Source organism: Pseudomonas sp. SJZ077 (assembly GCF_007993905.1).
GTDB classification, from domain to species: domain Bacteria; phylum Pseudomonadota; class Gammaproteobacteria; order Pseudomonadales; family Pseudomonadaceae; genus Aquipseudomonas; species Aquipseudomonas mandelii.
Genome location: NZ_VIUJ01000005.1, coordinates 1 through 25,493 on the forward strand (window position 1 = coordinate 1; position 25,493 = coordinate 25,493).

Annotated in this window: 23 protein-coding genes; 15 read left to right on the forward strand and 8 right to left on the reverse strand. The window is 58.6% G+C overall.

Annotated features, from left to right (window positions below; translation table 11 throughout):
- Positions 1–98 precede the first annotated feature (98 nt).
- The 4 genes from FBY01_RS09835 to FBY01_RS09850 all read right to left on the reverse strand — a co-directional run bounded on the left by FBY01_RS09835 (position 99) and on the right by FBY01_RS09850 (position 3,284).
- Complete coding sequence (locus FBY01_RS09835) at positions 99–503, reverse strand: SufE family protein (protein ID WP_010462851.1); 405 nt, start codon at positions 501–503, stop codon at positions 99–101.
- Positions 500–1,705: an aminotransferase class V-fold PLP-dependent enzyme gene (locus FBY01_RS09840; protein ID WP_145307570.1), complete on the reverse strand. Its 1,206-nt coding sequence runs from the start codon at positions 1,703–1,705 to the stop codon at positions 500–502. Before FBY01_RS09840 ends, FBY01_RS09835 begins: the two co-directional genes overlap by 4 nt.
- Positions 1,706–1,853: 148 nt before the next feature.
- Positions 1,854–2,888 carry a 2,3,4,5-tetrahydropyridine-2,6-dicarboxylate N-succinyltransferase gene (gene dapD, locus FBY01_RS09845; protein ID WP_010462847.1) on the reverse strand — a complete coding sequence of 345 codons (1,035 nt, stop codon included), beginning with the start codon at positions 2,886–2,888 and terminating at the stop codon, positions 1,854–1,856.
- A gap of 33 nt (positions 2,889–2,921) precedes the next feature.
- On the reverse strand, positions 2,922–3,284 hold the full coding sequence (locus FBY01_RS09850; protein ID WP_010462846.1) for an ArsC family reductase: 363 nt from the start codon (positions 3,282–3,284) through the stop codon (positions 2,922–2,924).
- Between the two features lie 211 nt (positions 3,285–3,495).
- Here FBY01_RS09850 and FBY01_RS09855 point away from each other — a divergent pair, with 211 nt between their 5' ends.
- Complete coding sequence (locus tag FBY01_RS09855) at positions 3,496–5,130, forward strand: Na+/H+ antiporter (protein ID WP_010462844.1); 1,635 nt, start codon at positions 3,496–3,498, stop codon at positions 5,128–5,130.
- Positions 5,131–5,153: 23 nt separating this feature from the next.
- Here FBY01_RS09855 and FBY01_RS09860 read toward each other — a convergent pair whose 3' ends face one another.
- From FBY01_RS09860 to map, 4 genes are all read right to left on the reverse strand, one after another.
- Entirely contained in the window at positions 5,154–5,897 is a 744-nt protein-coding gene (locus FBY01_RS09860; RefSeq protein WP_145307568.1) for a M12 family metallopeptidase, read from the reverse strand.
- 370 nt (positions 5,898–6,267) lie between these two features.
- Positions 6,268–7,467 (reverse strand): succinyldiaminopimelate transaminase, encoded by a 1,200-nt coding sequence (gene dapC / locus FBY01_RS09865; RefSeq protein ID WP_102595804.1) that lies wholly within the window; start codon positions 7,465–7,467, stop codon positions 6,268–6,270.
- A gap of 122 nt (positions 7,468–7,589) precedes the next feature.
- Complete coding sequence (locus FBY01_RS09870) at positions 7,590–10,292, reverse strand: [protein-PII] uridylyltransferase (protein ID WP_010462838.1); 2,703 nt, start codon at positions 10,290–10,292, stop codon at positions 7,590–7,592.
- A 50-nt stretch (positions 10,293–10,342) separates the two neighbouring features.
- Positions 10,343–11,125, reverse strand: coding sequence for a type I methionyl aminopeptidase (gene map / locus FBY01_RS09875; RefSeq protein WP_010462836.1), 783 nt, complete (start codon positions 11,123–11,125; stop codon positions 10,343–10,345).
- 373 nt (positions 11,126–11,498) lie between these two features.
- Here map and rpsB point away from each other — a divergent pair, with 373 nt between their 5' ends.
- From rpsB to lpxB, 14 genes are all read left to right on the forward strand, one after another.
- Positions 11,499–12,236 carry a 30S ribosomal protein S2 gene (gene rpsB / locus FBY01_RS09880; RefSeq protein ID WP_007907989.1) on the forward strand — a complete coding sequence of 246 codons (738 nt, stop codon included), beginning with the start codon at positions 11,499–11,501 and terminating at the stop codon, positions 12,234–12,236.
- A 190-nt stretch (positions 12,237–12,426) separates the two neighbouring features.
- Entirely contained in the window at positions 12,427–13,290 is an 864-nt protein-coding gene (tsf, locus tag FBY01_RS09885; RefSeq protein ID WP_010462832.1) for a translation elongation factor Ts, read from the forward strand.
- 209 nt (positions 13,291–13,499) lie between these two features.
- The gene (gene pyrH / locus FBY01_RS09890; protein WP_003172271.1) at positions 13,500–14,243 is read left to right on the forward strand and encodes a UMP kinase; all 744 of its coding nucleotides are present in this window, start codon (positions 13,500–13,502) and stop codon (positions 14,241–14,243) included.
- Positions 14,240–14,797, forward strand: coding sequence for a ribosome recycling factor (gene frr, locus FBY01_RS09895; RefSeq protein ID WP_010462824.1), 558 nt, complete (start codon positions 14,240–14,242; stop codon positions 14,795–14,797). Before pyrH ends, frr begins: the two co-directional genes overlap by 4 nt.
- A gap of 13 nt (positions 14,798–14,810) precedes the next feature.
- The gene (gene uppS / locus FBY01_RS09900) at positions 14,811–15,566 is read left to right on the forward strand and encodes a polyprenyl diphosphate synthase (protein ID WP_010462822.1); all 756 of its coding nucleotides are present in this window, start codon (positions 14,811–14,813) and stop codon (positions 15,564–15,566) included.
- A complete protein-coding gene (locus tag FBY01_RS09905; RefSeq protein ID WP_010462821.1) occupies positions 15,566–16,372 on the forward strand; it encodes a phosphatidate cytidylyltransferase in 807 nt (268 codons plus the stop codon). Before uppS ends, FBY01_RS09905 begins: the two co-directional genes overlap by 1 nt.
- Positions 16,369–17,559, forward strand: coding sequence for a 1-deoxy-D-xylulose-5-phosphate reductoisomerase (ispC, locus tag FBY01_RS09910; protein ID WP_010462818.1), 1,191 nt, complete (start codon positions 16,369–16,371; stop codon positions 17,557–17,559). Before FBY01_RS09905 ends, ispC begins: the two co-directional genes overlap by 4 nt.
- A 53-nt stretch (positions 17,560–17,612) precedes the next feature.
- The gene (gene rseP, locus FBY01_RS09915; protein WP_010462816.1) at positions 17,613–18,965 is read left to right on the forward strand and encodes a sigma E protease regulator RseP; all 1,353 of its coding nucleotides are present in this window, start codon (positions 17,613–17,615) and stop codon (positions 18,963–18,965) included.
- A gap of 74 nt (positions 18,966–19,039) precedes the next feature.
- Positions 19,040–21,430, forward strand: coding sequence for an outer membrane protein assembly factor BamA (gene bamA, locus FBY01_RS09920; RefSeq protein WP_145307566.1), 2,391 nt, complete (start codon positions 19,040–19,042; stop codon positions 21,428–21,430).
- A 45-nt stretch (positions 21,431–21,475) separates the two neighbouring features.
- Positions 21,476–21,979, forward strand: coding sequence for an OmpH family outer membrane protein (locus FBY01_RS09925; protein ID WP_010462812.1), 504 nt, complete (start codon positions 21,476–21,478; stop codon positions 21,977–21,979).
- Positions 21,980–21,982: 3 nt separating this feature from the next.
- Entirely contained in the window at positions 21,983–23,038 is a 1,056-nt protein-coding gene (gene lpxD / locus FBY01_RS09930; protein WP_077748330.1) for a UDP-3-O-(3-hydroxymyristoyl)glucosamine N-acyltransferase, read from the forward strand.
- A gap of 108 nt (positions 23,039–23,146) precedes the next feature.
- A complete protein-coding gene (fabZ, locus tag FBY01_RS09935) occupies positions 23,147–23,587 on the forward strand; it encodes a 3-hydroxyacyl-ACP dehydratase FabZ (protein ID WP_008154051.1) in 441 nt (146 codons plus the stop codon).
- The gene (lpxA, locus tag FBY01_RS09940) at positions 23,584–24,360 is read left to right on the forward strand and encodes an acyl-ACP--UDP-N-acetylglucosamine O-acyltransferase (RefSeq protein ID WP_010462807.1); all 777 of its coding nucleotides are present in this window, start codon (positions 23,584–23,586) and stop codon (positions 24,358–24,360) included. Before fabZ ends, lpxA begins: the two co-directional genes overlap by 4 nt.
- Positions 24,361–24,362: 2 nt before the next feature.
- Positions 24,363–25,493, forward strand: coding sequence for a lipid-A-disaccharide synthase (gene lpxB / locus FBY01_RS09945; RefSeq protein WP_145307565.1), 1,131 nt, complete (start codon positions 24,363–24,365; stop codon positions 25,491–25,493).

Below are 25,493 nucleotides of genomic sequence, written 5' to 3' on the forward strand. Positions count from 1 at the left end.
TCTCCCACGGTCTGTACTGGTCAGAGTCAGATGACGAGCTTTAGTCCCACCCACCCCTTCAAGTCTAAACATACAAGCGAGCCTGCTCGCGATGGCGATTAACCAGCCAACTCATTCATCCGCTGCAGCACCGCATTGAGGCCATTACTGCGCGAAGGCGACAGTTGCCGCGAAAGCCCAAGCTGATTGAACCACTCCGGCAAATCCACCTGGCGCAACTCATCCGCCGACAAGCCGTTGACCCGCGCCAGCAGCAACGCCACCAACCCGCGAATCAACCGCGCATCGCTGCTCGCTGCAAACTGCCAGTGACCGTCATTCAACGAACCCACCAGCCACACCTGACTTTCACAGCCATGCACGCGGTTGGCGTCGACTTTATCCACATCACTCAACGCAGGCAGACGGTCGCCCCATTGCATCAGCAGCCGCGCCCGCTGCTCCCAACCGGCGGCAGCCTGAAAGGTGTCGAGTGCCATGACGGCATCAGCCGGTAAGCTCATCGCAACAACTCCAGCGCCTGATCCAGCGCTTCAAAGAACCGTTCGAGGTCTTCTGAGTCGTTGTACAGCGCCAACGACACCCGGATCGCCCCGGCCAGTTCGAAGCTTTTGAGCAACGGCATCGCACAGTGATGACCGGCGCGCACGGCGATGCCCTGTTCGGTCAGCAAATGCGCCAGGTCAGAGTTATGCACACCCTCGACGACAAAACTGGCCAACGCCAATTGCGGTTTGCCCAGCAGTCGAATGCCATTGCGCGCTTCAAGCCCTTTCAATAAATAGTCATGCAGCGCCGCTTCATGGGCCGAGACCGCGTCCTGATCAAGCCCCGCGAGATAATCCAGTGTCGCCCCCAGGCCGATCACACCGGCAATCGGCGGAGTACCGGCCTCGAAACCCAGAGGCGCAGGGCGAAAGCGTGCGCTGTGGTAATCCGCATCCATCACCATTTCACCGCCGAACTGCCAATGGCGCAGTTGTTTCAGCGCCTCATGGCGACCGAACAGCACGCCCAGACCGTCGGGGCCATAGAGTTTGTGGCTGGAAAATACATAGAAGTCGCAACCCAGCGCCTGCACGTCATGCCGACCATGAACCACGCCTTGCGCGCCATCGACCACGGTCAACGCGTCGTGCGCCTTGGCCATCGCCAGCAAGGCGGGTAACGGCTGCCAGACACCGAGCACATTCGACAGCTGACTGACCGCCAGCAAACGGGTTCGTGGGCCGATCAATTTCGTGGCGGCGTCGAGGTCGATCACCCCATCGGCGTCCAACGGCAGGACCACCAGTTTCAAGTCGCGCCGGTGCGCCAGTTGCTGCCACGGCAGCAGGTTGGCGTGATGCTCCAGGGCGCTGATGACAATCTCATCGCCCGGATTGAATAGATGCTCAAGGCCATAGGCCAGGAGGTTCAGCGCGGAGGTCGCACCGTGGGTAAAGATGATCTGCCCGCAATCGCCGGCATTCAGCCATTGCGCGACTTTGCTGCGGCTGGCCTCGAATGCCTGGGTGGCATGGGCGCCGGGCAAGTGTTGCGCCCGATGTACGTTGGCCGCGCCGTTGGTGTAGTAATGCGTCAGCGCATCCAGCAAGGCTTGAGGTTTTTGCGTGGTGGCGGCGTTATCCAGATAGGTCTGGTCTTGCCGTTGGAGCGCGGCGATAGCCGGAAAGTCGGCGCGCCAGGGAGAGAGAATCATCATGCTGTCGGGCCCTGGTCAACATGGGCGGGTGAACACCTGACCTGATGGTCTGGTCTACGCCGAACCTGTAGGCGCGAAGCTTTTGGCGGCCTCAAGGGCCCCTTCGCGAGCAAGCTTCGCGCCTACAGGGTAATCCGTGTGACGCCGCTTAGTTGTGAGCGTGCAGCGCTTCGTTCAGTTCGATCGCCGATTTGTGGGTTTTGCATTCCACGGCACCGGTTTCCGAATTGCGACGGAACAGCAAGTCAGGCTGGCCAGCGAGTTCACGGGCCTTCACGACTTTCACCAGCTGGTTCTTTTCGTCCAGCAGTGCGACTTTGGTACCGGCGGTCACGTACAGGCCCGACTCGACGGTGTTGCGATCGCCCAACGGAATGCCGATACCGGCGTTCGCGCCGATCAGGCAGCCTTCGCCCACCTTGATCACGATGTTGCCGCCGCCCGACAGGGTGCCCATGGTCGAGCAACCGCCACCCAGGTCAGAACCCTTGCCGACGAAGACGCCAGCGGAAACGCGGCCTTCAATCATGCCCGGGCCTTCGGTGCCGGCGTTGAAGTTGACGAAACCTTCGTGCATCACGGTGGTGCCTTCGCCGACGTAGGCGCCCAGACGAATTCGTGCCGCATCAGCGATACGCACGCCGGCCGGAACCACGTAGTCGGTCATTTTCGGGAACTTGTCTACCGAGAACACTTCCAGCAGCTCGCCGCGCAGACGGGCTTCCAGTTGGTGCTCGGCCAGTTCTGCCAGGTCGATGGCACCCTGGCTGGTCCAGGCTACGTTCGGCAGCAGCGGGAACACGCCCGCCAGGTTCAGGCCGTGCGGCTTGACCAGACGATGGGACAGCAGGTGCAGCTTGAGGTAGGCCTCAGGCGTGGAGGTCAATTGGGCGTCTTCGGCCAGGATGGTCGCGACCAGCGGCTTGTGGCTCTCGGCCAGACGGGTCAACAGGGCGGCTTGTGCCGCATCGACGCCTTTCAACGCTTCAGCCAGTTGCGAGGCCTGAGCGGTAGTGAAGGCGAGGGCCTGATTGCCTTCGGTGTAGCCCAGAACCGGCGCGATGGCCGCGACCAGTTCGGCCGACGGGTTAAGCAGTGGCTGTGCGTAAAACACTTCCAGCCATGCGCCTTGACGGTTTTGAGTGCCGACACCAAAGGCCAGGCTGAACAGGGTAGTGGACATGTAAATACCTCTAACAAAATTGAACGGGCAGGCTTACTTGAGCGCCGCCGCGTAGATATCTGGCTTGAAGCCAATCAGGGTTCGGTCACCGAGATCGAGCACCGGGCGCTTGATCATCGAGGGTTGTGCGAGCATCAGTTCGATCGCTTTCGCTTGGTCGAGATCGGCTTTGCGTTCGTCGTCGAGCTTGCGAAAGGTCGTGCCTGCACGGTTCAACACCACTTGCCAGCCGTGCTCGTCGCACCATTGGGTCAGGTGTTCACGGTCGATTCCGGCCGTCTTGTAATCATGGAAGTCATAGCTGACAGCGTGTTCATCGAGCCAGGTGCGCGCCTTTTTCATGGTGTCGCAGGCTTTGATGCCGAAAAGGTGCAACGTTTTGCTTGAAACGGTCAAGGAATTGCCCCCTTTGCAGGTGCTGGAAATAAAAGGTGAAGGATTATGCCATGACCGGACGGTTTCGCGGCGGCCGCGGTCGTTTAGTCATCGTAAGCCCGCTGGGTTTGCGCTGTTTCAGGGTGATGCGACATTGGTGCAACGGTCAGCCCGCAGTCTAAGCGGCTAATATGGCACTTCAATGCTGTCGATTACCTGGGAACCGCGCTTTATGCAAACCGCCTACACCGTCCTGATCCTGCTGATGCTGGTGGGCCTTTCACGCCTGATCGGACGGGTGATCCCGCTGCCGTTGCCCTTGGTGCAAATTGCCGCGGGTGCGTTGCTCGCCTGGCCGACCCTGGGTCTGCATGTGGCGCTGGATCCGGAATTGTTTCTCTTTCTGTTCCTGCCGCCGCTGCTGTTCTCCGACGGCTGGCGTATGCCCAAACGTGAACTGTGGCGCCTGCGCGGGCCGATCCTTACCCTGGCGGTGGGGCTGGTGTTGTTTACGGTGGTCGGCGCTGGCTATTTCATACACTGGTTGTTGCCGAGTATTCCTCTGCCGGTGGCCTTTGCGCTGGCGGCCGTGTTGTCGCCGACGGATGCCGTGGCGGTCTCGGCGATTTCCCAGAACCGTTTGCCGACGCCGCTGATGCACATGCTGCAAGGCGAGGCGTTGATGAACGATGCCACGGGCCTGGTGACGTTCAAGTTTGCGTTGGCCGCAGCGGTGACCGGGGTGTTTTCGCTGGCGAATGCCAGTGTGACCTTTGTGCTGGTGGCGCTCGGCGGCCTGGCCGTCGGTGTGGCCTTGAGCTGGCTGGTGGGACGCCTGCGTTCCTGGATGATCGCTCGCGGCTGGGATGATCCGGCGACGCATGTGGTGTTCATGTTGCTGCTGCCGTTCGCGGCTTATGTGCTGGCTGAGCGTCTTGGCGCTTCCGGCATCTTGTCCGCCGTGGCTGCGGGGATGATGCAGAGCTGGCTCGACCTGCTCCCGCGCCAGACCAGCACTCGATTGCTCAACCGTAGCGTCTGGTCGTTGCTTGAGTTTGCTTTCAACGGCTTGATCTTTCTGCTGCTGGGATTGCAACTGCCGGACATCATCAAGGCGGTGGTCAGCCACGAAACATCGCTATGGCCGACGTTGCTGTATCGCTGTCTGGACGTAGTGGCGATTTTTCTGGTGCTGCTGTTGTTGCGCTTTGTCTGGGTGCAGAGCATCTGGCGCTTGTCTGTTTTGCTGCGACGCCTGCGCGGTAAAGGCGAAGTGACTCAAGTGCCGACCGCGCGCTCCTGCTGGCTGCTGACGGTCGGTGGCGTACGCGGGGCGGTGACACTGGCAGGCGTGCTTTCGGTGCCGCTGCTGATGGGCGGCGACGCATTCCCCGAGCGGGACCTGCTGATCTTCATCGCCGCCGGGGTGATTCTGCTGTCCCTGATCGCCGCCTGCATCGCTTTGCCGCTGTTGCTGCGCGGCATCGAAAAAAGCCCTGACGACAAGCGCCGCAATGAAGTGCGTGATGCCTGGCGCAAAACCGCTGAAGCGGCGATTCATGCACTGGAAGTCGAGGAAGCCAAGCCTGCGGATGCGGCCGAGGCCGCGTTGGCCGTCGAACTCAAAGCGCGGATCATGTCCGAATATCGGCATCAACTGGAGGTCTTCAATGACTCGGCCGAGGCCCAGGCATTGGCATTTCAGATGGACTTGCTGGAGCGGCGTCTGCGGTTGAAGGCGCTGCGAGCGCAGCGCCTGGAGTTGTACAAACTCAGTCGTCATCACCAGATTGGTGATGACGTGTTGCGAGAAGTGTTGGGTGAGCTGGATTTGAGTGAGGCCAACCTGGGTCAAGTGAAGGCATGAGCGAAGGGTCGACCTGGCGGTTTTCAGCGTGGGTAAATCGAGCTGATGAACTTGATATCTTGCTCGGACAGTTGGTTGTTTTGAGGGACTTCGATCTTGTCCCACATGACACTCGCAGGAAAGGCGTAGTGCATGATTGATTTCGGGTCGTAGGGTGTTTGCCGGGTGTGGCTGTAATCAAATTTTTTCAGGACATTCCGGTAAATCTCTTCTTCGGTCCAGCCGTGTTCTTTGAATTCGCGATAGAGAGCGGATAAATTCCAGTCCAGTGGCGCGTCGGGATGCTGATGTTCATGTTCAACCCCTAGTGCATGGCCGAACTCATGCATGGCAGCTACCGTGAAAAAAGAAGACTGGTAGTCGGTGCCCAGTATCATTGTGGGCAGGTGCGGGAGAATGTTTCGTGCGTCTGTCCCAATGACAGAGCTGCCTGCGCCATCTTTGAAGTGAGACAGTAATATTCGTATGTCCCCGTCATACAACTCGTCGTTATCGTCCAGCTCGATGAATTCGAATTTCAGGTTTACGTGGGGCGCCCATTGGTTGATGGCGGCGACGACGGCCTGGAACATGGCTTCGTCATAGCGTGTGATAGCAATGCGCAGCGTTTGGCCGTTGGTCCAGAATTTGGCAGGCGCCGCGACGCTTCGTGTCGTGCGGGAAAGGGAGTTGCCGATAGCCTCGTGATCGAGTGCTTCGGAGGCGTTAGTAGTAGAGCCGGCATCGTTGAGGCCGTAAGTACGGCAGCAGGGTTTTGGGATGTTCATATATTATTGCTACTTGTGGGTGTTTAAATATTTTGATGTTTTTAAGGCGCAAAAAAAATGCTCGCATGGCAGTTACATGTGTTCTGCGTTCGATAAGTAGTAATCGATATAAAGACAAGTAGCGAATATTGTGGTGTTTCAGTATGTTTTGGTTTGAAGGTGTTGTGTTGTGCGTTGTGAATGCTAAAGGTTTTTTTGCGTGGTTATGTATTTAGGAGTGGCTATATATACTGGGTGGTTTCTTTTATTTCGAGTATGCAGAAGTGCTACTGGTAAGAAGTGCATTCAAGTAATTTGAATGTCTGTAACGTGGTGAGTTCGGCTTTATAAACAAGCCCCGCGCCATGGGGTATGGCGCGGGGTGTCAGTGTTATTTATTGCGCGTAATAAAGGCGCGGATGCGTTCTGCGGCTTCTATGCATTCTGCCAGTGGCGCAACCAGCGCCAAGCGTACACGGCCTGCGCCCGGGTTGAAGCCATCAACTGCGCGGGACAGATAAGAACCCGGCACCACGGTCACGTGTTCTTCCACAAACAGATCACGGCAGAACGCCTCGTCATCGCCTTCAACATTCGGCCACAGGTAAAAACCACCATCCGGACGCTGTACATCCATCACCGGGCTGAGGATTGCCAGCACCGCATCGTACTTCTCGCGGTACAGCGCACGGTTGGCGCGCACATGTACTTCGTCATTCCACGCGGCGACGCTGGCCAATTGGGTTTGAACGGGCATGGCGCAGCCGTGGTAGGTGCGATAGAGCAGGAAGCCCTTGAGGATGTCGGCGTCACCGGCGACAAAACCTGAACGCAGGCCCGGCAGGTTGGAGCGCTTGGACAGGCTGTGGAACACCACGCAGCGTTTGAAGTCCTTGCGGCCCAGTTCCACGCAAGCGCTGAGCAGGCCCGGCGGCGGTGTCTGTTCGTCGAAATACAGCTCGCTGTAGCATTCGTCAGCGGCGATCACGAAGTCGTATTCGTCAGCCAGGGCGATCAGTTTTTTCAGGGTGTCGAGCGGAATCAGCGCGCCGGTCGGGTTGCCTGGCGAGCACAGGAACAGGATCTGGCAGCGTTTCCAGATGTCCGGCGAGACAGCGTCGAAATCCGGGTTGAAGCCGTTTTCGTCCAGGCACGGCAGATAGTGCGGCTTGGCTCCGGCGAGGAACGCCGCGCCTTCGTAGATCTGATAGAACGGATTCGGGCTGACCACCAGCGCGTCTTCGCCACGGTTGACCACGGTCTGGGTGAAGGCAAACAGCGCCTCGCGGGTGCCATTGACTGGCAACACGTTGCGCGCCGGGTCGAGCCAGCCGGTCGGAACGCTGAAGCGGCGTTCGCACCAGGCGGCGATGGCTTCACGCAGGGCGGGAATGCCGAGGGTGGTCGGGTACACGGCCATCTGATCCAGATTGCTTGCCAGGGCTTCAGCGACAAAGCTTGGCGAACGGTGCTTCGGCTCGCCGATGGACAGCGCGATGGCGCGCTTTTCCGGGTTTGGCGTGACGCTGCCGAGCAGGGCGCGGAGCTTCTCGAACGGATAGGGCTGCAACTGGTTCAGAGCGTTGTTCATGAGGGGGCCTCGTTCATTGTGGGAGCGAGCCTGCTCGCGAAGGCGGTGTGTCAGAAACGATGATGTTGACTGACCCTCCGCTATCGCGAGCAGGCTCGCTCCCACAGGGGAAAATTGTGAGTTCAGATACTGATGCGTGACAATTTGATATCGGGTTCGTTACTGACGGTCAGCTGTTCAACGATCGCATCTTGCAAGCGGGTACACAGCAGCGGGTCGGACAATGGCTGGTTGTTCGCGTCGGTGATAAAGAACACGTCTTCCACGCGTTCGCCCAAGGTCGCAATCTTGGCGTTCTGCAGTGACAGGTCGAACTCGAGGAAGATCGTGCCGATCCGCGCCAGCAGGCCCGGGCGGTCCGGAGCACTGAGTTCCAGCACCGTCACCGGACGCTGAGCGTCGTTGTGGATCGTCACCTGTGGCGCAAACGCGAAATGCTTGAGCTGACGCGGCACGCGGCGCTGGATGATGGTCGGGTAGTCGTCCGGGTTGCGCAGGGCTTCGGTCAGACCCTCGCGGATCTGTTTGACCCGCGCCGGGTTATCACCGATCGAGTCGCCGTCAGTGTCGAGCACGATATAGGTGTCGAGGGTGAACTGGCTGCTGGAGGTGATGACCCGGGCGTCGTGAATGTTCAGGTTGAGCTGGTCCATCGCGGCCACGGTCACGGCGAAGAAGTCATGCTGGTCAGGTGCGTAGATGAAGATCTGCGTACCCCCCTCGAATTCACGCTGGGTGGTTTCCTTGATCAGCACCAGCGGCCCGCCATCGGCCGGTTGCTGGAGGATCGCGTCACTGTGCCAGGCGACGTCGCCGGCAGTGTGACGCAGGAAGTAGTCATCGCCCAGTTGCGACCACAGCTGTTCGACATCGTCCGGGTCGGTACCGCCGCGCACCAATATGTCCAGGGCGGCGCTCTGGGTCTGGCGGATCTGCATTTCGCGGTCCACCGGGTTTTCCAGGCCGCGTCGCAAGGCGCGCTTGGTCTCGGTGTAGAGCTGGCGCAAGAGGCTGGCGCGCCATGAGTTCCACAGGGTCGGGTTGGTGGCGTTGATGTCGGCCACGGTCAATACGTACAGGTAGTCGAGACGGGTTTCGTCGCCGACGGCCTGGGCGAAATCGTGGATTACCTGCGGGTCGGACAAGTCCTTGCGCTGGGCGGTGGTCGACATCACCAGGTGATTCTGCACCAGCCAGACGATCAGGCGAGTGTCCCATACCGGCAATTGGTGGCGCTGGCAAAAGGCTTCGGCATCCACCGCGCCGATTTCCGAGTGGTCGCCATGCCGGCCTTTGCCGATGTCGTGGTACAGGCCTGCCAGGTAAATCAGCTCGGGTTTGGGCAGCTTGGCCATGAGCTTGCTGGCCAGCGGGAATTTTTCCGATACCTGGGTGTACTGCAACTTGCGCAGGTGCTTGATCAGATTCAGGGTGTGGGCGTCGACCGTATAGATATGAAAGAGGTCGTGTTGCATCTGCCCGACAATGAAGCCGAACTCCGGCAGGTAACGCCCGAGGATGCCGTAGCGGTTCATCCGGCGCAGGTTGCGGTGGATACCGATCTTGCACTTGAACAGCTCGATGAACAGGCTGGTGTTGCGAATGTCGTTGCGGAAATCGTCGTCGATCAGGTGACGATGCTCGCGTAGCAGACGAATGGTGTCGGCGCGCACGCCTTTGATTTCCGGTTGCTGGGCCATCAGCACGAAGATCTCGAGCATGGCGAACGGCGTGCGACGGAACACGTTGTCGTTGCGCGCTTCGATATAGCCATCGTGTAGCTGGAACCGCGAGTTGATCGGCTGCGGCGGCGCTTCGTCTTCCGGGGCGAGAATGACTTCTTCGAAGTGCTGGATGATCAGGTCGCTGAGCTGGGCAATGCTCATGACCACCCGGTAATACTGCTGCATGAAGTTTTCGATGGCTTGCTTGGCGTCATCGCCCTCGAAACCCAGCAGCCCGGCAATCGAGCGCTGGTGGTCGAACAGCAAGCGGTCTTCGGAACGACCGGCGAGCATGTGCAGCGCGTACCGGACCTTCCACAAAAACTCCTGGGACGAGGCGAGCAGGGCGTTTTCGCTTTCGACCAGAAAGCCTTCGCCGGCCAGTGCTCGCAGGTTCAGGGTGCCGTATTCGCGACGGGCCACCCACAGAATCGTCTGAATGTCCCGCAGGCCGCCGGGCGAACCTTTGACGTTGGGTTCCAGGTTGTATTCGGTGTCGTTGTATTTGTGGTGACGGGCCTTTTGCTCGGCACGCTTGGCCAGGAAGAACTCCTTGCTCGGCCACATGTGCGCGGTGCTGGTGACGTCAAGCATGCGCTGGCGCAAGCGCTCGGGACCGCAGATGGTGCGGCTTTCCATCAGGTTGGTGACCACCGTCAGGTCGGCGCGGGCTTCAATGGCGCATTCGTCCACCGAGCGAACGCTCTGGCCGACTTCCAGGCCGATGTCCCACAACAGCGTCAGAAAACGCTCGATGGAATCGCGGAAAACTTCGTGATCGGCGCTGTCCAGCAGGATCAGCAGGTCGATGTCGGAATAAGGGTGCAACTCACCGCGACCGTAGCCACCGACCGCGACCAGCGCGATGTCGGCGTCTTCGCTCCAGTTGAACTGCTCCCAGGCCTTTTGCAGGATGTTATCGACGAACCAGGCGCGATCCTCGATCAGCCGGCGAATGTCCCGGCCGCTGCGAAAGCGCCCGTCGAGCACCTCGCGGGCCTGGCGGATCGCCTTCTTGAAGGCCGCGATCGGGCTTGCCTTCAGGGCCAGTTCAGCCTGGAACTGGCCGCGGTCGAAGAGTTCGGGATCCACCTGCGGCATCGATTGGCTTTCCTATCTATCTATAAGGCTGGGAGCTGCCTGGGTTCGGATCAGGCCGAAACGCGCGGGATGGTGTCATCGGCGCGCAAGGTGAAGATCTCGTAACCGGTCTCGGTCACCAGCAGGGTGTGCTCCCACTGGGCCGACAACTTGCGGTCCTTGGTGATCGCGGTCCAGCCGTCGCCCAATACCTTGGTGTCAGCCTTGCCCTGGTTAATCATCGGCTCGATGGTGAAGGTCATGCCCGCTTTCAGCTCCATGCCGGTGCCGGCGCGGCCGTAATGCAGGATTTGCGGCTCTTCGTGAAACACCTTGCCGATGCCATGGCCGCAGAACTCGCGAACCACCGAGAAACCGTTCTTTTCAGCGTGTTTCTGGATGATTTCACCGATGTCGCCCAGGCGGCAGCCGGGTTTGACGATCTCGATGGCCTTGTACATGCATTCCTGAGTCACTTGCGACAGGCGCTCGGCCCAGACCGGCACGCTGCCGACGTGGAACATGCGGCTGGTGTCGCCGTGGAAACCGTCCTTGATGACGGTGACGTCGATGTTCAGGGTGTCGCCATCCTTCAGCGGCTTCTCGTTCGGGATGCCGTGGCAGACCACGTGGTTGATCGAGGTGCAGATCGACTTCGGGTAGCCTTTGTAGTTGAGCGGGGCAGGGATGGCTTTCTGCTCGTTGACGATGTAGTCGTGGCAGATGCGGTCCAGCTCTTCGGTGGTGATCCCCGGCTTGACATGTTCGGCAATCATTTCCAGCACATCGGCGGCCAGTTTGCCGGCGACACGCATCTTTGCGATGTCCTCGGGGGTTTTGAGGGTGACGGTCATACAGGCTCTCTCTGCGCTCAATGGCGCTTGCTAAAACGAAATGGGCATTGCGCGTTCGATCTTCGCGGCCCTGAAAAACGCAATTCTAACAGACGATCAGCGCAAATCTGAGCCTCTGTGCATCGCTTCTCTCTATAGATTGGCGCATTCTTGGGCGATTCCAAGTGCGCGGTTGAAGTCACGCATCAGGAATTGAGAATCCGGGTTCCGTTTTTTGCATCCCTGTGATATAAAATGCGCCGCTTTCCGGGGATACCCCGAAAGGCTTAAATCCACACACGTGTCGACACGATGACCTGGGTGCCTTCAGCTGATGCTGCTGGTTGGTCATTGGGATACGTGGAGGCCAAACCCGACTTATTAAGGAACTATCATGTCCCAAGTCAACATGCGCGATATGCTGAAGGCCGGTGTGCACTTCGGTCACCAGACCCGTTACTGGAACCCGAAAATGGGTAAGTACATTTTCGGCGCGCGTAACAAGATCCACATTATCAACCTTGAAAAAACCCTGCCAATGTTCAACGAAGCTCTGACTTTCGTAGAGCGTCTGGCCCAGGGCAAAAACAAGATCCTGTTCGTCGGCACCAAGCGCTCCGCTGGCAAGATCGTTGCTGAAGAAGCAGCACGTTGCGGTTCGCCGTACGTCGATCACCGCTGGTTGGGCGGCATGCTGACCAACTTCAAAACCATCCGTGCTTCCATCAAGCGTCTGCGTGACCTTGAAGTGCAAGCCGAAGACGGTACTTTCGCCAAGCTGACCAAGAAAGAAGCGCTGATGCGCACTCGCGATCTTGAGAAGCTCGATCGTTCCCTGGGTGGTATCAAGGACATGGGCGGTCTGCCAGACGCTCTGTTCGTTATCGACGTTGATCACGAGCGCATCGCGATCACCGAAGCCAACAAGCTGGGCATCCCGGTTATCGGCGTAGTCGATACCAACAGCAGCCCGGAAGGCGTTGACTACATCATCCCGGGCAACGATGACGCAATCCGCGCTATCCAGTTGTACATGGGTTCGATGGCTGACGCAGTCATCCGCGGTCGCAACCACGTTGCTGGCGGCACCGAGCAGTTCGTTGAAGAAGCTCCGGCGGCTGCAGCTGAGTAATTGACGCCCTGGCGTTGACTCAGTAAGCAAAAAGGGGGCTTGGCCCCCTTTTTGCCACCTCGAAAACCGTTTGTGGGCAGCGCAGCTACAGCCTTTGTAACGTGCAGCCGCTAACAAATGGGGTCGGGAAGAATTGATCGCCCGTTTGATCGGGTGGAATGGTTGAAAACCTATCCAAGAGGATTTTGAAATGGCAGAGATTACTGCAGCGTTGGTTAAAGAACTGCGTGAGCGTACCGGCGAAGGCATGATGGATTGCAAAAAGGCCTTGACCAAGGCCGGCGGCGACATCGAAAAAGCCATTGATGACATGCGTGCTTCCGGCGCCATCAAGGCTGCCAAGAAAGCAGGCAACGTAGCTGCTGAAGGCGCTATCGCTCTTAAAGAAGACGGTAAAACCGCCGTTCTGTTGGAAGTTAACTCGCAGACTGACTTCCTGGCCCTGCAAGACGACTTCAAGGCATTTGTTGCTTCCAGCGTTGAAAAAGCGTTCGCTGACAAGCTGACTGATGTCGCTCCGCTGATCGAAGCTCAAGAAGCCGATCGCCTGGTCCTGGTCGGCAAGGTTGGCGAAAACGTCAACATCCGTCGCCTGGCTCGCGTTGAAGGTGATGTTGTTGGTGGTTACCTGCACGGCAACAAGATCGGTGTTGCGGTTGTTCTCAAAGGCGGCACCGTTGAGCTGGCCAAAGACATTGCCATGCACGTAGCGGCCACCAACCCTGAATTCCTGCTGCCATCGGAAGTTTCCGCTGAAGCGGTCGAGCGCGAAAAAGGCGTTTTCCTGACCCTCAACGCTGACAAGATCGCTGGCAAGCCAGAAAACATCGTTGAAAACATGGTCAAAGGCCGTATCAGCAAGTTCCTGGCTGAAGCGAGCCTGGTTGAGCAGGCGTTCGTCAAGAACCCTGAAATCAAGGTTGGCGAACTGGCCAAGAAAGCCGGTGCTGAAATCGTTTCTTTCACCTACTTCAAAGTAGGCGAAGGCATCGAGAAGCCGGTCGACAACTTCGCTGAAGAAGTTGCTGCCCAGCTGGCTGCCGCCAAGCAATAAGACGGTTTTTAACTGTCGCCCTGAAGAGGCTGCCCGCTTACGCGCGCAGCCTCTTTTCAGATGGGGCACCAATTTTTATTGGTTTCCCTTTGGAACTGGCTTACAAAGCCATGTTCCGATGGCGCTGAAGCAGCGCCAAGCTAGAGTGAACGCCAGCTGTAAACAGCTCGCAAAGAATTTTTAAAAATACGCCGCAGGAGAGATTCGCAATGGCTCAGCAGGGCAGTGGTTATCAGGCTCGCTATAAACGCATTCTACTCAAGCTTAGCGGCGAGGCCCTGATGGGCTCGGAAGAGTTCGGGATCGATCCGAAAGTTCTGGATCGCATGGCGCTTGAAGTCGGCCAACTGGTCGGCATCGGTGTTCAGGTCGGTCTGGTGATCGGCGGTGGCAACCTGTTCCGCGGTGCAGCGCTGAGCGCGGCCGGCATGGATCGGGTAACGGGCGACCACATGGGCATGCTGGCCACTGTGATGAACGCCTTGGCCATGCGCGATGCGCTGGAACGTGCCAATATCTCGGCCATCGTGATGTCGGCCATTTCCATGGTGGGCGTGACTGATCACTACGATCGTCGCAAAGCCATGCGTCACCTGAACGCCAAGGAAGTGGTGATTTTCGCCGCCGGTACCGGGAATCCGTTCTTCACTACGGATTCGGCAGCCTGCTTGCGAGCAATCGAAATCGACGCCGATGTCGTGCTCAAGGCGACCAAGGTCGATGGCGTCTACACCGCTGACCCATTCAAAGACCCGCATGCCGAGAAGTTCGATCATCTGACTTACGATGAAGTGCTGGATCGCAAGCTGGGCGTGATGGATTTGACGGCCATTTGCCTGTGCCGCGACCACAAGATGCCGTTGCGCGTCTTTAACATGAACAAGCCCGGCGCCCTGCTGAACATCGTGCATGGCGGCGCTGAAGGGACCCTGATCGAGGAAGGCCAACAATGATCAATGAAATCAAGAAAGACGCTCAAGAGCGCATGAAGAAATCCGTGGAATCGCTACTGCACAACTTCGGCCGTATTCGTACCGGCCAGGCGCACCCAAGCATTCTTGAAGGCGTGATGGTGCCGTATTACGGTTCCGACACCCCGATCAAGCAGGTGGCGAACATCACCGTCAAAGACGCCCGTACCCTGCAAGTCGTGGCCTTTGAGCGCAACATGCTGGGTGCCGTCGACAAGGCCATCGGTAGTGCGGGTCTGAACCTCAACCCGACCAACCTGGGCGAGTTGTTGCTGATCTCCATGCCGGCCCTGACCGAAGAAACCCGCAAGGGCTTCACCAAGCAGGCTCGTGACGTCGCTGAAGATGCCCGTGTTGCCGTGCGCAACATCCGTCGCGATGCCAACAGCTCGCTGAAGGATCTGGTCAAGGAAAAAGAAATCAGCGAAGACGAAGAGCGTCGCGCCACTGGCGAGATCGACGATTTGACCAAGAAGTATGTGGCTGAAATCGACGCGCATCTGGCACAGAAAGAAAAAGACCTGATGGCCGTATAAGGGTCGCGTTTTCATGGAAAAGACTAAGCAGACTGCGCCGTCCGCGGTGCCGCGCCATGTCGCGATCATCATGGATGGTAATAATCGCTGGGCGAAAAAACGCTTTATGCCGGGTGTCGCCGGGCATAAAGCGGGCGTGGATGCAGTTCGCGCAGTGATTGAGGTGTGTGCCGAGGCCGGGGTCGAGGTATTGACCCTGTTCGCCTTCTCCAGTGAGAACTGGCAGCGCCCGGCCGATGAAGTCAGTGCCTTGATGGATCTGTTCTTCAAGGCATTGCGTCGCGAGGCCAAGCGCCTCAATGACAACAACATCAGTCTGCGCATCATCGGTGATCGTTCGCGCTTTCATCCCGAGCTTCAAGTGGCCATGCGTGAAGCCGAGGCGATGACTGCTGGTGCCAACCGCTTTGTCCTGCAGATTGCCGCCAACTACGGCGGCCAGTGGGACATCGCGCAAGCCGCGCAGCGTCTGGCGCGGGAGGTTCAGGCCGGGCACCTGCGTCCGGAGGACATCACTCCGGAGCTGTTGCAGACCTGTCTGGCCACCGGCGATCTGCCGTTGCCAGATTTGTGCATCCGCACCGGTGGCGAGCACCGCATCAGTAACTTCCTGCTCTGGCAACTGGCTTATGCCGAGTTGTACTTCTCCGACCTGTTCTGGCCGGACTTCAAACACGACGCCATGCGTAACGCGCTGGCCGATTTCGCTTCTCGCCAGCGTCGCTTCGGTAAAACGAGCGAGCAGGTCGAGGCTGGAGCCCGGGTTTAATGCTCAAACAACGAATCATCACCGCGCTGATCCTGCTGCCGATCGCTTTGTGCGGGTTTTTCCTGCTCGAAGGCACAGGCTTTGCGCTGTTCATCGGGCTGGTCGTGACCCTCGGCGCATGGGAGTGGGCTCGCCTGGCAGGCTTCAACGCCCAGCCGATTCGCGTGGCCTACGCGGTTGTGGTCGCCTTGATGTTGTTTGTCATGCACATCCTGCCGGGGCTCGCGCCCTGGGTATTGGGCGCTTCGGTGCTCTGGTGGGGTGTGGCGACGTATCTGGTGCTGACCTACCCGCGTTCCAGCGAGCACTGGTCCAGCGCCGCCTGCAAGCTGGTGATCGGTTTGCTGATCCTGCTGCCGGCCTGGCAGGGGCTGGTCCAGATCAAGCAGCAACCTTTGGGTAACTGGTTGATCATGGCGGTGATGGTCCTGGTCTGGGGTGCCGATATCGGCGCGTATTTTTCCGGCCGGGCCTTTGGCAAGCGCAAGCTGGCGCCGCAGGTCAGTCCTGGCAAGAGCTGGGAAGGCGTGTACGGCGGCTTGCTGTTGAGTCTGGTGATCACGGCGATCGTTGGTTTTGTGCGTGACTGGAGTTTCGTGCAAATGCTGATGGGCCTGATCGGTGCGGCAGTGATCGTTTTCATCTCGGTCGTGGGCGACCTCACCGAGAGCATGTTCAAGCGTCAATCGGGGATCAAGGACAGCAGTAACTTGCTGCCGGGCCACGGCGGGGTGCTGGATCGCATCGACAGCCTGACGGCCGCGATCCCGGTCTTTGCCGTGTTGTTGTGGATGGCTGCACCGTGAACCGCCCACAACAAATTACCGTTCTGGGGGCGACCGGCTCCATCGGTCTGAGCACCCTGGACGTGATCGCTCGCCATCCCGAGCGTTATCAGGTGTTCGCCTTGAGCGGTTTTACTCGCCTGAGTGAGCTGCTGGCTTTGTGCGTGCGTCATACGCCGCAGTTTGCCGTCGTGCCGGAAGCGGGCGCAGCCCGAGCCTTGCAGGTCGACTTGCGCGCCGCAGGCCTCTCGACCCGCGTGCTGGTTGGGGAGGAGGGGCTGTGTCAGGTGGCTTCCGACCCTGAGGTCGATGCGGTCATGGCGGCCATCGTCGGCGCGGCGGGCTTGCGTCCGACCCTGGCGGCAGTCGAGGCGGGCAAGAAGATTCTGCTGGCCAATAAAGAAGCGCTGGTCATGTCGGGTGCGCTGTTCATGCAGGCCGTGCGCAAAAGCGGTTCAGTGCTGCTGCCGATCGACAGCGAGCACAACGCGATTTTTCAATGCATGCCACAGGATTTCGCCCGCGGACTTGGCGCGGTGGGCGTGCGTCGGATTCTGCTGACAGCTTCTGGTGGTCCGTTCCGACAGACACCGATGGCCGAACTGGTGCATGTTTCCCCTGAGCAAGCGTGCGCTCATCCGAACTGGTCCATGGGGCGTAAGATTTCGGTTGATTCGGCCAGCATGATGAACAAAGGGCTCGAGTTGATCGAGGCCTGCTGGCTGTTCGACGCCAAGCCATCCCAGGTCGAAGTGGTGATTCATCCTCAGAGCGTGATTCATTCGCTGGTCGACTATATCGATGGCTCGGTACTGGCCCAGTTGGGCAATCCTGACATGCGCACGCCGATCGCCAACGCCCTGGCCTGGCCAGAGCGCATCGATTCTGGTGTGGCGCCACTGGATCTGTTTGCCATCGCGCGACTGGACTTCCAGGCGCCCGATGAAGAGCGTTTCCCTTGCCTGCGCCTTGCGCGTCAGGCTGCCGAAGCCGGCAATAGCGCGCCGGCCATGCTCAATGCGGCGAATGAAGTGGCTGTCGCGGCGTTTCTCGACGAGCGGGTTCGCTACCCGGAAATCGCGAGTATCATCGAGGAAGTGTTAAACCTTGAGCCGGTCGTTGCGGTGGATGATCTCGAGGCGGTGTTTACCGCCGACGCGAAAGCGCGGGTACTCGCCGAACAATGGTTGAGTCGTCACGGGCGGTAAGTGCTGCAATACGTTGACCCATGCGGCATTGGACAGGATTGCGGAGAAAGTAGATGAGCGCGCTCTATATGATTGTCGGCACCCTGGTTGCACTGGGCGTGCTGGTCACCTTCCACGAGTTTGGCCATTTCTGGGTCGCACGTCGCTGTGGGGTCAAAGTGCTGCGTTTCTCCGTAGGCTTCGGCATGCCGCTGCTGCGCTGGCACGACAAGAAAGGCACCGAGTTCGTGGTGGCTGCCATTCCGTTGGGCGGCTACGTGAAGATGCTCGACGAGCGCGAAGGTGATGTGCCAGCCGATCAGCTCGATCAATCCTTCAATCGCAAATCGGTCCGCCAGCGCATTGCCATCGTGGCTGCCGGACCGATCGCCAACTTTTTATTGGCAATGGCTTTTTTCTGGGTATTGGCCATGCTCGGCAGCGAGCAGGTGCGGCCGGTCATCGGTGCGGTCGAGTCCGGCAGTATCGCCGCCAAGGCCGGTCTGGGTGCTGGTCAGGAAATTATTGCCATCGATGGCGAGCCAACTTCTGGCTGGGCCGCAGTGAATCTGCAGCTGATCCGTCGTCTTGGCGAGAGCGGTTCTATTCAATTGCTGGTGCGTGAGCAGGGCTCCACGGCGGATTCACCCCGTGAGCTGATGCTGGATAAATGGCTCAAGGGTGCTGACGAACCGGATCCGATTCGTTCGCTGGGTATTCGCCCTTGGCGTCCGGCGTTGCCGCCCGTGCTGGCTGAACTTGATTCGAAAGGGCCGGCACAGGCAGCGGGCCTGAAGACCGGTGATCGGTTGTTGGCACTTGATGGCAAGTCACTTGATGACTGGCAGCAGGTGGTCGACACGGTCCGTATGCATCCGGATACCAAAATCATGCTGCGCGTTGAGCGTGATGGTGCTCAAATCGACGTCCCTGTGACCTTGGCCGCTCGCGGCGAAAGCAAAGCGCCCACCGGTTATCTGGGCGCGGGGGTGAAAGCGGTCGATTGGCCACCAGAGATGATTCGCGAGGTCAGTTATGGCCCCGTGGCCGCAATTGGCGAGGGTGCACGACGCACCTGGACCATGAGCGTGCTGACCCTCGATTCGCTCAAGAAAATGTTGTTCGGCGAGCTCTCGGTAAAAAACTTGAGTGGACCGATAACCATTGCTAAAGTGGCGGGCGCTTCTGCCCAGTCGGGTGTCGCTGATTTCCTGAATTTCCTTGCTTATCTGAGTATTAGCCTGGGGGTTCTGAATTTGTTGCCCATTCCTGTACTGGATGGGGGACATTTGTTGTTTTATCTGATCGAGTGGGCGCGTGGTCGTCCCTTGTCGGATCGGGTGCAGGGTTGGGGGATACAGATCGGTATCAGTTTGGTGGTCGGGGTGATGTTGCTTGCTCTGGTCAATGATTTGGGCCGTCTGTAACACTTCGCTGAATTGCGAATCTGCCGCATTTTGCGGCAGTTTGTTTATTGCCAGTTGGAATAAGAAAGGACTTCATGAAACGTCTGCTGCTAACTGCGGTTCTCACCGTATTGATGATCGCCGAAGTTCACGCCGAGTCCTTCACTATCTCTGATATTCGCGTCAATGGCCTCCAGCGGGTCTCCGCGGGTAGCGTCTTTGGTGCTTTGCCGTTAAACGTCGGTGAACAGGCGGATGATCGTCGCCTGGTGGAATCCACTCGTGCGCTGTTCAAAACCGGGTTCTTTCAAGATATCCAGCTGGGCCGCGATGGCAACGTCCTTGTCATCACGGTAGTCGAGCGCCCGTCAGTCGCCAGTATCGAGATCGAAGGTAACAAGGCGATCTCTACTGAAGACCTGATGAAGGGACTCAAACAATCCGGTCTGGCCGAAGGCGAGATCTTCCAGCGTGCCACCCTCGAAGGTGTGCGTAACGAACTGCAGCGCCAATATGTCGCCCAGGGTCGCTACTCCGCCACCGTCGACACCGAAGTGGTGCCGCAGCCGCGTAACCGCGTCGGCCTGAAGGTCAACATCAACGAAGGCACCGTTGCGGCTATCCAGCACATCAACGTGGTGGGTAACACGGTCTTCCCTGACGAAGACCTGATCGACCTGTTTGAATTGAAGACTACCAACTGGCTGTCGTTCTTCAAGAACGATGACAAGTACGCCCGTGAAAAACTGTCCGGTGACCTGGAGCGTCTGCGCTCCTACTACCTGGACCGTGGCTATATCAACATGGATATCGCTTCGACCCAGGTGTCCATTACTCCAGACAAGAAACACGTCTACATCACCGTCAACGTCAACGAAGGCGAGAAGTACACCGTTCGTGACGTCAAGCTGAGCGGCGACCTGAAAGTCCCTGAGGACCAGGTCAAGTCCCTGCTGCTGGTTCAGAAAGGCCAGGTGTTCTCGCGCAAGCTGATGACCACCACGTCCGAGCTGATCACCCGTCGCCTGGGTAACGAGGGTTACACCTTCGCCAACGTCAGCGGCGTGCCTCAGCCGAACGATGAAGACCACACGGTCGACATCACTTTTGCTGTCGATCCGGGCAAGCGTGCTTACGTCAACCGCATCAACTTCCGTGGCAACACCAAGTCCGAAGACGAAGTGTTGCGCCGTGAAATGCGTCAGATGGAGGGCGGCTGGGCTTCGACCTACCTGATCGACCAATCCAAGACCCGTCTTGAGCGTCTGGGCTTCTTTAAAGAAGTCAACGTCGAAACCCCGGCTGTACCGGGTGTCGACGACCAGGTTGACGTGAACTACAGCGTTGAAGAACAGGCTTCCGGTTCGATCACCGCCAGCGTCGGTTTCGCTCAGAGCGCCGGTCTGATCCTCGGTGGTTCGATCACCCAGAACAACTTCCTGGGGACCGGTAACAAGGTCAGCATCGGTTTGACCCGCAGTGAATACCAGAGCCGTTATAACTTCGGTTATGTCGACCCGTACTGGACTGCTGATGGCGTGAGCCTGGGCTACAACGCTTTCTATCGCACCACTGACTACAAAGACCTTGATGTCGACGTAGCCAGCTATGCCGTAGACAGCCTGGGTGCTGGCGTCAACGTCGGCTACCCGATCAGCGAGACGTCGCGACTGACCTTTGGCCTGAGCGCGCAACAGGACAAGATCAAGACCGGTCAGTACACCGTTGACGAGATTTTCGACTTCGTGAACAAGGAAGGCGACAACTACCTGAACTTCAAAGCGTCGGCCGGGTGGTCCGAGTCGACTTTGAACAAAGGTGTGCTGGCGACCCGTGGCCATTCCCAGAGTCTGACTCTGGAAACCACTACGCCGGGTAGCGACCTGTCGTTCTTTAAACTGGATTACCGTGGTCAGCTGTTCCAGCCAATCACCGAAAACTACACCGTTCGTCTTCACACCGAACTGGGCTACGGCGACGGTTACGGTTCGACCGATGGCTTGCCGTTCTATGAAAACTACTATGCTGGTGGTTTCAACTCGGTTCGTGGCTTTAAGGACAGTACCCTGGGGCCGCGCAGTACACCTAGCCGTGGTCAGGATGCAACGGGTAACGCCGGTACACTCGCCGACCCGGACCAGGATCCGCTGCCGTTCGGTGGTAACGTTCTGATCCAGGGTGGGGTCGAGTTGCTGTTCCCGCTGCCATTCGTCAAGGATCAGCGTTCCCTGCGTACTTCGGTATTCTGGGACGTGGGTAACGTATTCGATTCCAAGTGCGACAAAACGACAAACGCCAATGTCGGTTCGACCTCTCAAACAGAGTGCAACGACATCAGCTTGAGCAACGTTGCGAGCTCTGTCGGTGTCGGCGTGACCTGGGTCACCGCACTGGGTCCTCTGAGCTTCGCGTTGGCCATGCCGATCAAGAAACCGGATGACGCTGAGACTCAAGTGTTCCAATTCTCTCTCGGCCAGACGTTCTAAGCGTCTGCCCCAAAATAACGACAATGGATTTTGTAGGAGTACATCGTGCGTAAGTTGACTCAATTGGTTCTCCTGGCGACCGTACTGGTAGCAGGTCCGGCTTTTGCCGACATGAAAATCGCCGTTCTGAACTATCAGATGGCCCTGCTGGAATCCGACGCGGCCAAGAAATACGCCGTGGACGCCGAGAAGAAGTTTGGTCCGCAACTGTCCAAGCTCAAGACGCTGGAAAGCAGCGCCAAAGGCATCCAGGACCGTCTGATGGCTGGCGGCGACAAGATGCAGCAAGGCGAGCGTGAACGCCTTGAGCTCGAGTTCAAGCAAAAGGCCCGCGACTTCCAGTTCCAGTCCAAGGAGCTGAACGAAGCCAAAGCCGTTGCCGACCGTGAAATGCTGAAGCAGCTCAAGCCGAAACTGGACAGCGCTGTGGAAGAAGTCATCAAGAAAGGTGCTTTTGACCTGGTCTTCGAGCGTGGCGCAGTGATTGATGTCAAACCTCAGTACGACATCACTCGCCAGGTTATCGAGCGCATGAATCAGCTGAAGTAATCCATGACAGCGACTATAAAGCTCGGCCAGTTGGCCGAGTTCCTCGGCGCCACGCTACGTGGCGACCCGGAGAAAGAAATTACTGGGCTAGCCACTTTGCAAGAGGCTGGCCCAGCTCAGTTGAGCTTTCTCGCAAACCCCCAATACCGAAAATACCTGGCGGACTGCCGGGCTGCAGCGCTGTTGCTGAAGGCCGCTGACGCTGAAGGTTATGCCGGTAATGCGCTGGTGGTGCCTGATCCGTATCTGGCCTATGCGCGTATTTCCCATCTGTTCGATCCCAAGCCCAAGGCGCCGGCCGGTATTCATCCGACAGCGGTAGTGGCCGCGGACGCAGTGGTTGATCCGGCTGCGAGCATCGGTGCCTTTGCGGTGATCGAAAGCGGCGCGCGTATTGCTGCCGGTGTGACCGTGGGGGCGCATTGCTTCATCGGTGCCCGTAGCGAAATCGGCGAAGGCGGCTGGCTGGCCCCGCGGGTCACGCTGTACCACGACGTGCGCATCGGCAAGCGGGTAGTGATTCAGTCCGGTGCCGTGCTGGGTGGCGAAGGCTTCGGCTTTGCCAACGAGAAAGGTGTCTGGCAGAAAATCGCCCAGATCGGCGGTGTATTGGTCGGTGATGATGTGGAGATTGGCGTGAATACCGCTATCGATCGCGGTGCGCTGGCCGATACCGTACTGGGTAACGGTGTGAAGCTCGACAATCAGATTCAGATCGCCCACAACGTACAGGTTGGTGATCACACCGCCATGGCCGCGTGTGTGGGGATCTCCGGCAGCACCAAAATCGGCAAGCATTGCATGCTCGCCGGGGGCGTTGGGCTGGTGGGGCATATCGAAATTTGCGACAACGTTTTTATCACCGGGATGACCATGGTGACCCATTCGATTACCGAAAAGGGTTCCTATTCTTCCGGTACGGCGATGCAACCAGCCGCCGAATGGCGCAAAAGCGCGGCCCGTATCCGTCAGCTCGATGACATCGCGCGACGTCTGCGACAGCTGGAAAAGCGTGTAGGGGACGTGACCCCTGACGGTAATGCTTCATCAGATGGCTGATACCATTTCCATATCAAGTGTGCACAGCCGCTAGACTGCCTCCTTGATTTGCTAGAGGGGTGCGCGTCAGTCGCGCGCTCCCAATCTTTACATAGGCTTCCCCCCGAAATGATGGACATCAACGAGATTCGCGAATACCTGCCTCACCGTTACCCGTTCCTGCTGGTGGATCGGGTCGTGGATCTGGATGTGGAAGGCAAGCGCATTCGCGCCTACAAGAATGTCAGCATCAACGAACCGTTCTTCAATGGTCACTTCCCCGCGCATCCAATCATGCCGGGCGTACTGATCATCGAAGCGATGGCTCAGGCTGCCGGTATCCTTGGTTTCAAAATGCTCGACGTGAAGCCTGCCGACGGCACGCTCTACTACTTCGTCGGCTCCGACAAGCTGCGTTTTCGCCAGCCCGTCACTCCAGGCGATCAATTGATCCTCGAAGCCCGTTTCATCAGCTGCAAGCGTCAGATCTGGAAGTTCGAGTGCCAGGCTTCGGTCGATGGCAAGCCAGTCTGCTCCGCTGAAATCATCTGCGCGGAACGCAAACTATGAGTTTGATTGACCCTCGCGCAATCATCGATCCGACGGCCGTTCTGGCTGAAGGTGTCGAGGTCGGCCCATGGTCGATCGTCGGCGCAGGTGTGGAAATCGGCGAGGGGACAGTGATCGGGCCGCATGTGATTCTCAAGGGCCCGACCCGAATCGGTAAGCACAACCGTATCTACCAGTTTTCCTCGGTAGGTGAGGACACGCCCGATCTGAAATACAAAGGCGAAGAAACACGTCTGGTCATCGGTGACCACAACATCATCCGTGAAGGCGTGACGATTCACCGTGGCACGGTTCAGGACCGTTCGGAAACGACCCTGGGCGATCACAACCTGATCATGGCCTATGCCCACATCGGCCACGACAGTGTCATCGGTAACCACTGCATCCTCGTCAACAACACTGCGTTGGCTGGCCATGTGCACGTTGAAGACTGGGCGATCCTGTCCGGCTTTACCCTGGTTCACCAGTATTGCCACATCGGCGCCCACAGCTTTTCCGGCATGGGTACCGCCATTGGCAAGGACGTTCCAGCCTACGTCACGGTGTTCGGCAACCCGGCCGAAGCCCGTAGCATGAACTTCGAAGGCATGCGCCGTCGTGGTTTCAGCGAAGACGCGATCCACGCCCTGCGTCGTGCCTATAAGGTGGTTTACCGCCAAGGCCTGACGGTTGAGCAGGCACTCACCGAATTGGCCGAGCCTTCGGACCAGTTCCCGGAAGTCGCGGTGTTCCGTGATTCCATCCAGTCTTCGACCCGCGGCATCACACGTTAATCATGGCTAATCTGCGTATTGCGCTGGTGGCGGGTGAGGCTTCCGGTGACATTCTGGGCGCGGGCATCATGCGCGCACTCAAGGCTCAGCATCCGGCAGTGGAGTTCATCGGTGTCGGTGGTCCGCTGATGCAGGCCGAAGGCCTGACTTCGTATTTCCCGATGGAACGTCTTTCGGTCATGGGCCTGGTGGAAGTGCTGGGTCGATTGCGTGAACTGATGGCGCGTCGCAAAAAGCTGATCGCCCACCTGATCGCCGAAAAGCCGGACGCATTTATCGGCATCGATGCCCCGGACTTCAACCTAACTATCGAACTCAAGCTGCGTCAGGCCGGGATCAAGACCGTGCATTACGTCAGCCCGTCGGTGTGGGCGTGGCGGCAGAAGCGGGTGCTGAAGATTCGCGAAGGCTGCGACCTGATGCTGACGCTGTTTCCATTCGAAGCGAAGTTCTACGAAGAAAAGGGCGTGCCGGTGCGGTTTGTCGGGCATTCCCTGGCTGATGCGATCCCGCTTGAAGCCGATCGCGCCGCCGCTCGGGCCGAACTCGGCTTGCCGGACGGACCGCTGGTTGCGTTGATGCCGGGCAGTCGTGGCGGCGAAGTCGGTCGTCTCGGTGCGTTGTTCCTCGATACCGCCCAACGCCTGCGGGCCTTGCGCCCCGGCGTTCGGTTCGTCATGCCTTGCGCCAGCCCGGAACGCCGCGCGCAGCTTGAAGAGTTGCTGGCCGGTCGCGATCTGCCGCTGACCCTGCTCGATGGCAAATCCCATCTGGCTCTTGCCGCCTGCGACGCCGTGTTGATTGCCTCCGGCACGGCGACCCTTGAAGCGCTGTTGTACAAGCGGCCGATGGTGGTCGCTTATCGCCTGGCGCCGCTGACGTTCTGGATTCTCAAGCGCATGGTGAAAAGCCCCTACATCTCGTTGCCGAACTTGCTGGCCCAACGCCTTTTGGTGCCCGAGTTGCTGCAAGACGACGCAACGGTCGAAGCCCTGGCCCAGACCTTGTCACCGTTGATCGAGGGTGGCGAAGAACAGACCCGTGGCTTCGACGAAATCCACCGGACCTTGCGTCTGGATGCCTCCAACCAGGCGGCGGATGCCGTGCTGAAATTGATTGGCCCAGTACAATGA

Bases quoted from the DNA above. Each gene is read 5' to 3' on its own strand.
- FBY01_RS09835 (WP_010462851.1), bottom strand. From the start codon at position 503: ATGAGCTTACCGGCTGATGCCGTCATGGCACTCGACACCTTTCAGGCT.
- FBY01_RS09840 (WP_145307570.1), bottom strand. From the start codon at position 1,705: ATGATGATTCTCTCTCCCTGGCGCGCCGACTTTCCGGCTATCGCCGCG.
- dapD (WP_010462847.1), bottom strand. From the start codon at position 2,888: ATGTCCACTACCCTGTTCAGCCTGGCCTTTGGTGTCGGCACTCAAAAC.
- FBY01_RS09855 (WP_010462844.1), top strand. From the start codon at position 3,496: ATGCAAACCGCCTACACCGTCCTGATCCTGCTGATGCTGGTGGGCCTT.
- FBY01_RS09860 (WP_145307568.1), bottom strand. From the start codon at position 5,897: ATGAACATCCCAAAACCCTGCTGCCGTACTTACGGCCTCAACGATGCC.
- dapC (WP_102595804.1), bottom strand. From the start codon at position 7,467: ATGAACAACGCTCTGAACCAGTTGCAGCCCTATCCGTTCGAGAAGCTC.
- FBY01_RS09870 (WP_010462838.1), bottom strand. From the start codon at position 10,292: ATGCCGCAGGTGGATCCCGAACTCTTCGACCGCGGCCAGTTCCAGGCT.
- map (WP_010462836.1), bottom strand. From the start codon at position 11,125: ATGACCGTCACCCTCAAAACCCCCGAGGACATCGCAAAGATGCGTGTC.
- rpsB (WP_007907989.1), top strand. From the start codon at position 11,499: ATGTCCCAAGTCAACATGCGCGATATGCTGAAGGCCGGTGTGCACTTC.
- tsf (WP_010462832.1), top strand. From the start codon at position 12,427: ATGGCAGAGATTACTGCAGCGTTGGTTAAAGAACTGCGTGAGCGTACC.
- pyrH (WP_003172271.1), top strand. From the start codon at position 13,500: ATGGCTCAGCAGGGCAGTGGTTATCAGGCTCGCTATAAACGCATTCTA.
- frr (WP_010462824.1), top strand. From the start codon at position 14,240: ATGATCAATGAAATCAAGAAAGACGCTCAAGAGCGCATGAAGAAATCC.
- uppS (WP_010462822.1), top strand. From the start codon at position 14,811: ATGGAAAAGACTAAGCAGACTGCGCCGTCCGCGGTGCCGCGCCATGTC.
- FBY01_RS09905 (WP_010462821.1), top strand. From the start codon at position 15,566: ATGCTCAAACAACGAATCATCACCGCGCTGATCCTGCTGCCGATCGCT.
- rseP (WP_010462816.1), top strand. From the start codon at position 17,613: ATGAGCGCGCTCTATATGATTGTCGGCACCCTGGTTGCACTGGGCGTG.
- bamA (WP_145307566.1), top strand. From the start codon at position 19,040: ATGAAACGTCTGCTGCTAACTGCGGTTCTCACCGTATTGATGATCGCC.
- lpxD (WP_077748330.1), top strand. From the start codon at position 21,983: ATGACAGCGACTATAAAGCTCGGCCAGTTGGCCGAGTTCCTCGGCGCC.
- fabZ (WP_008154051.1), top strand. From the start codon at position 23,147: ATGATGGACATCAACGAGATTCGCGAATACCTGCCTCACCGTTACCCG.
- lpxA (WP_010462807.1), top strand. From the start codon at position 23,584: ATGAGTTTGATTGACCCTCGCGCAATCATCGATCCGACGGCCGTTCTG.
- lpxB (WP_145307565.1), top strand. From the start codon at position 24,363: ATGGCTAATCTGCGTATTGCGCTGGTGGCGGGTGAGGCTTCCGGTGAC.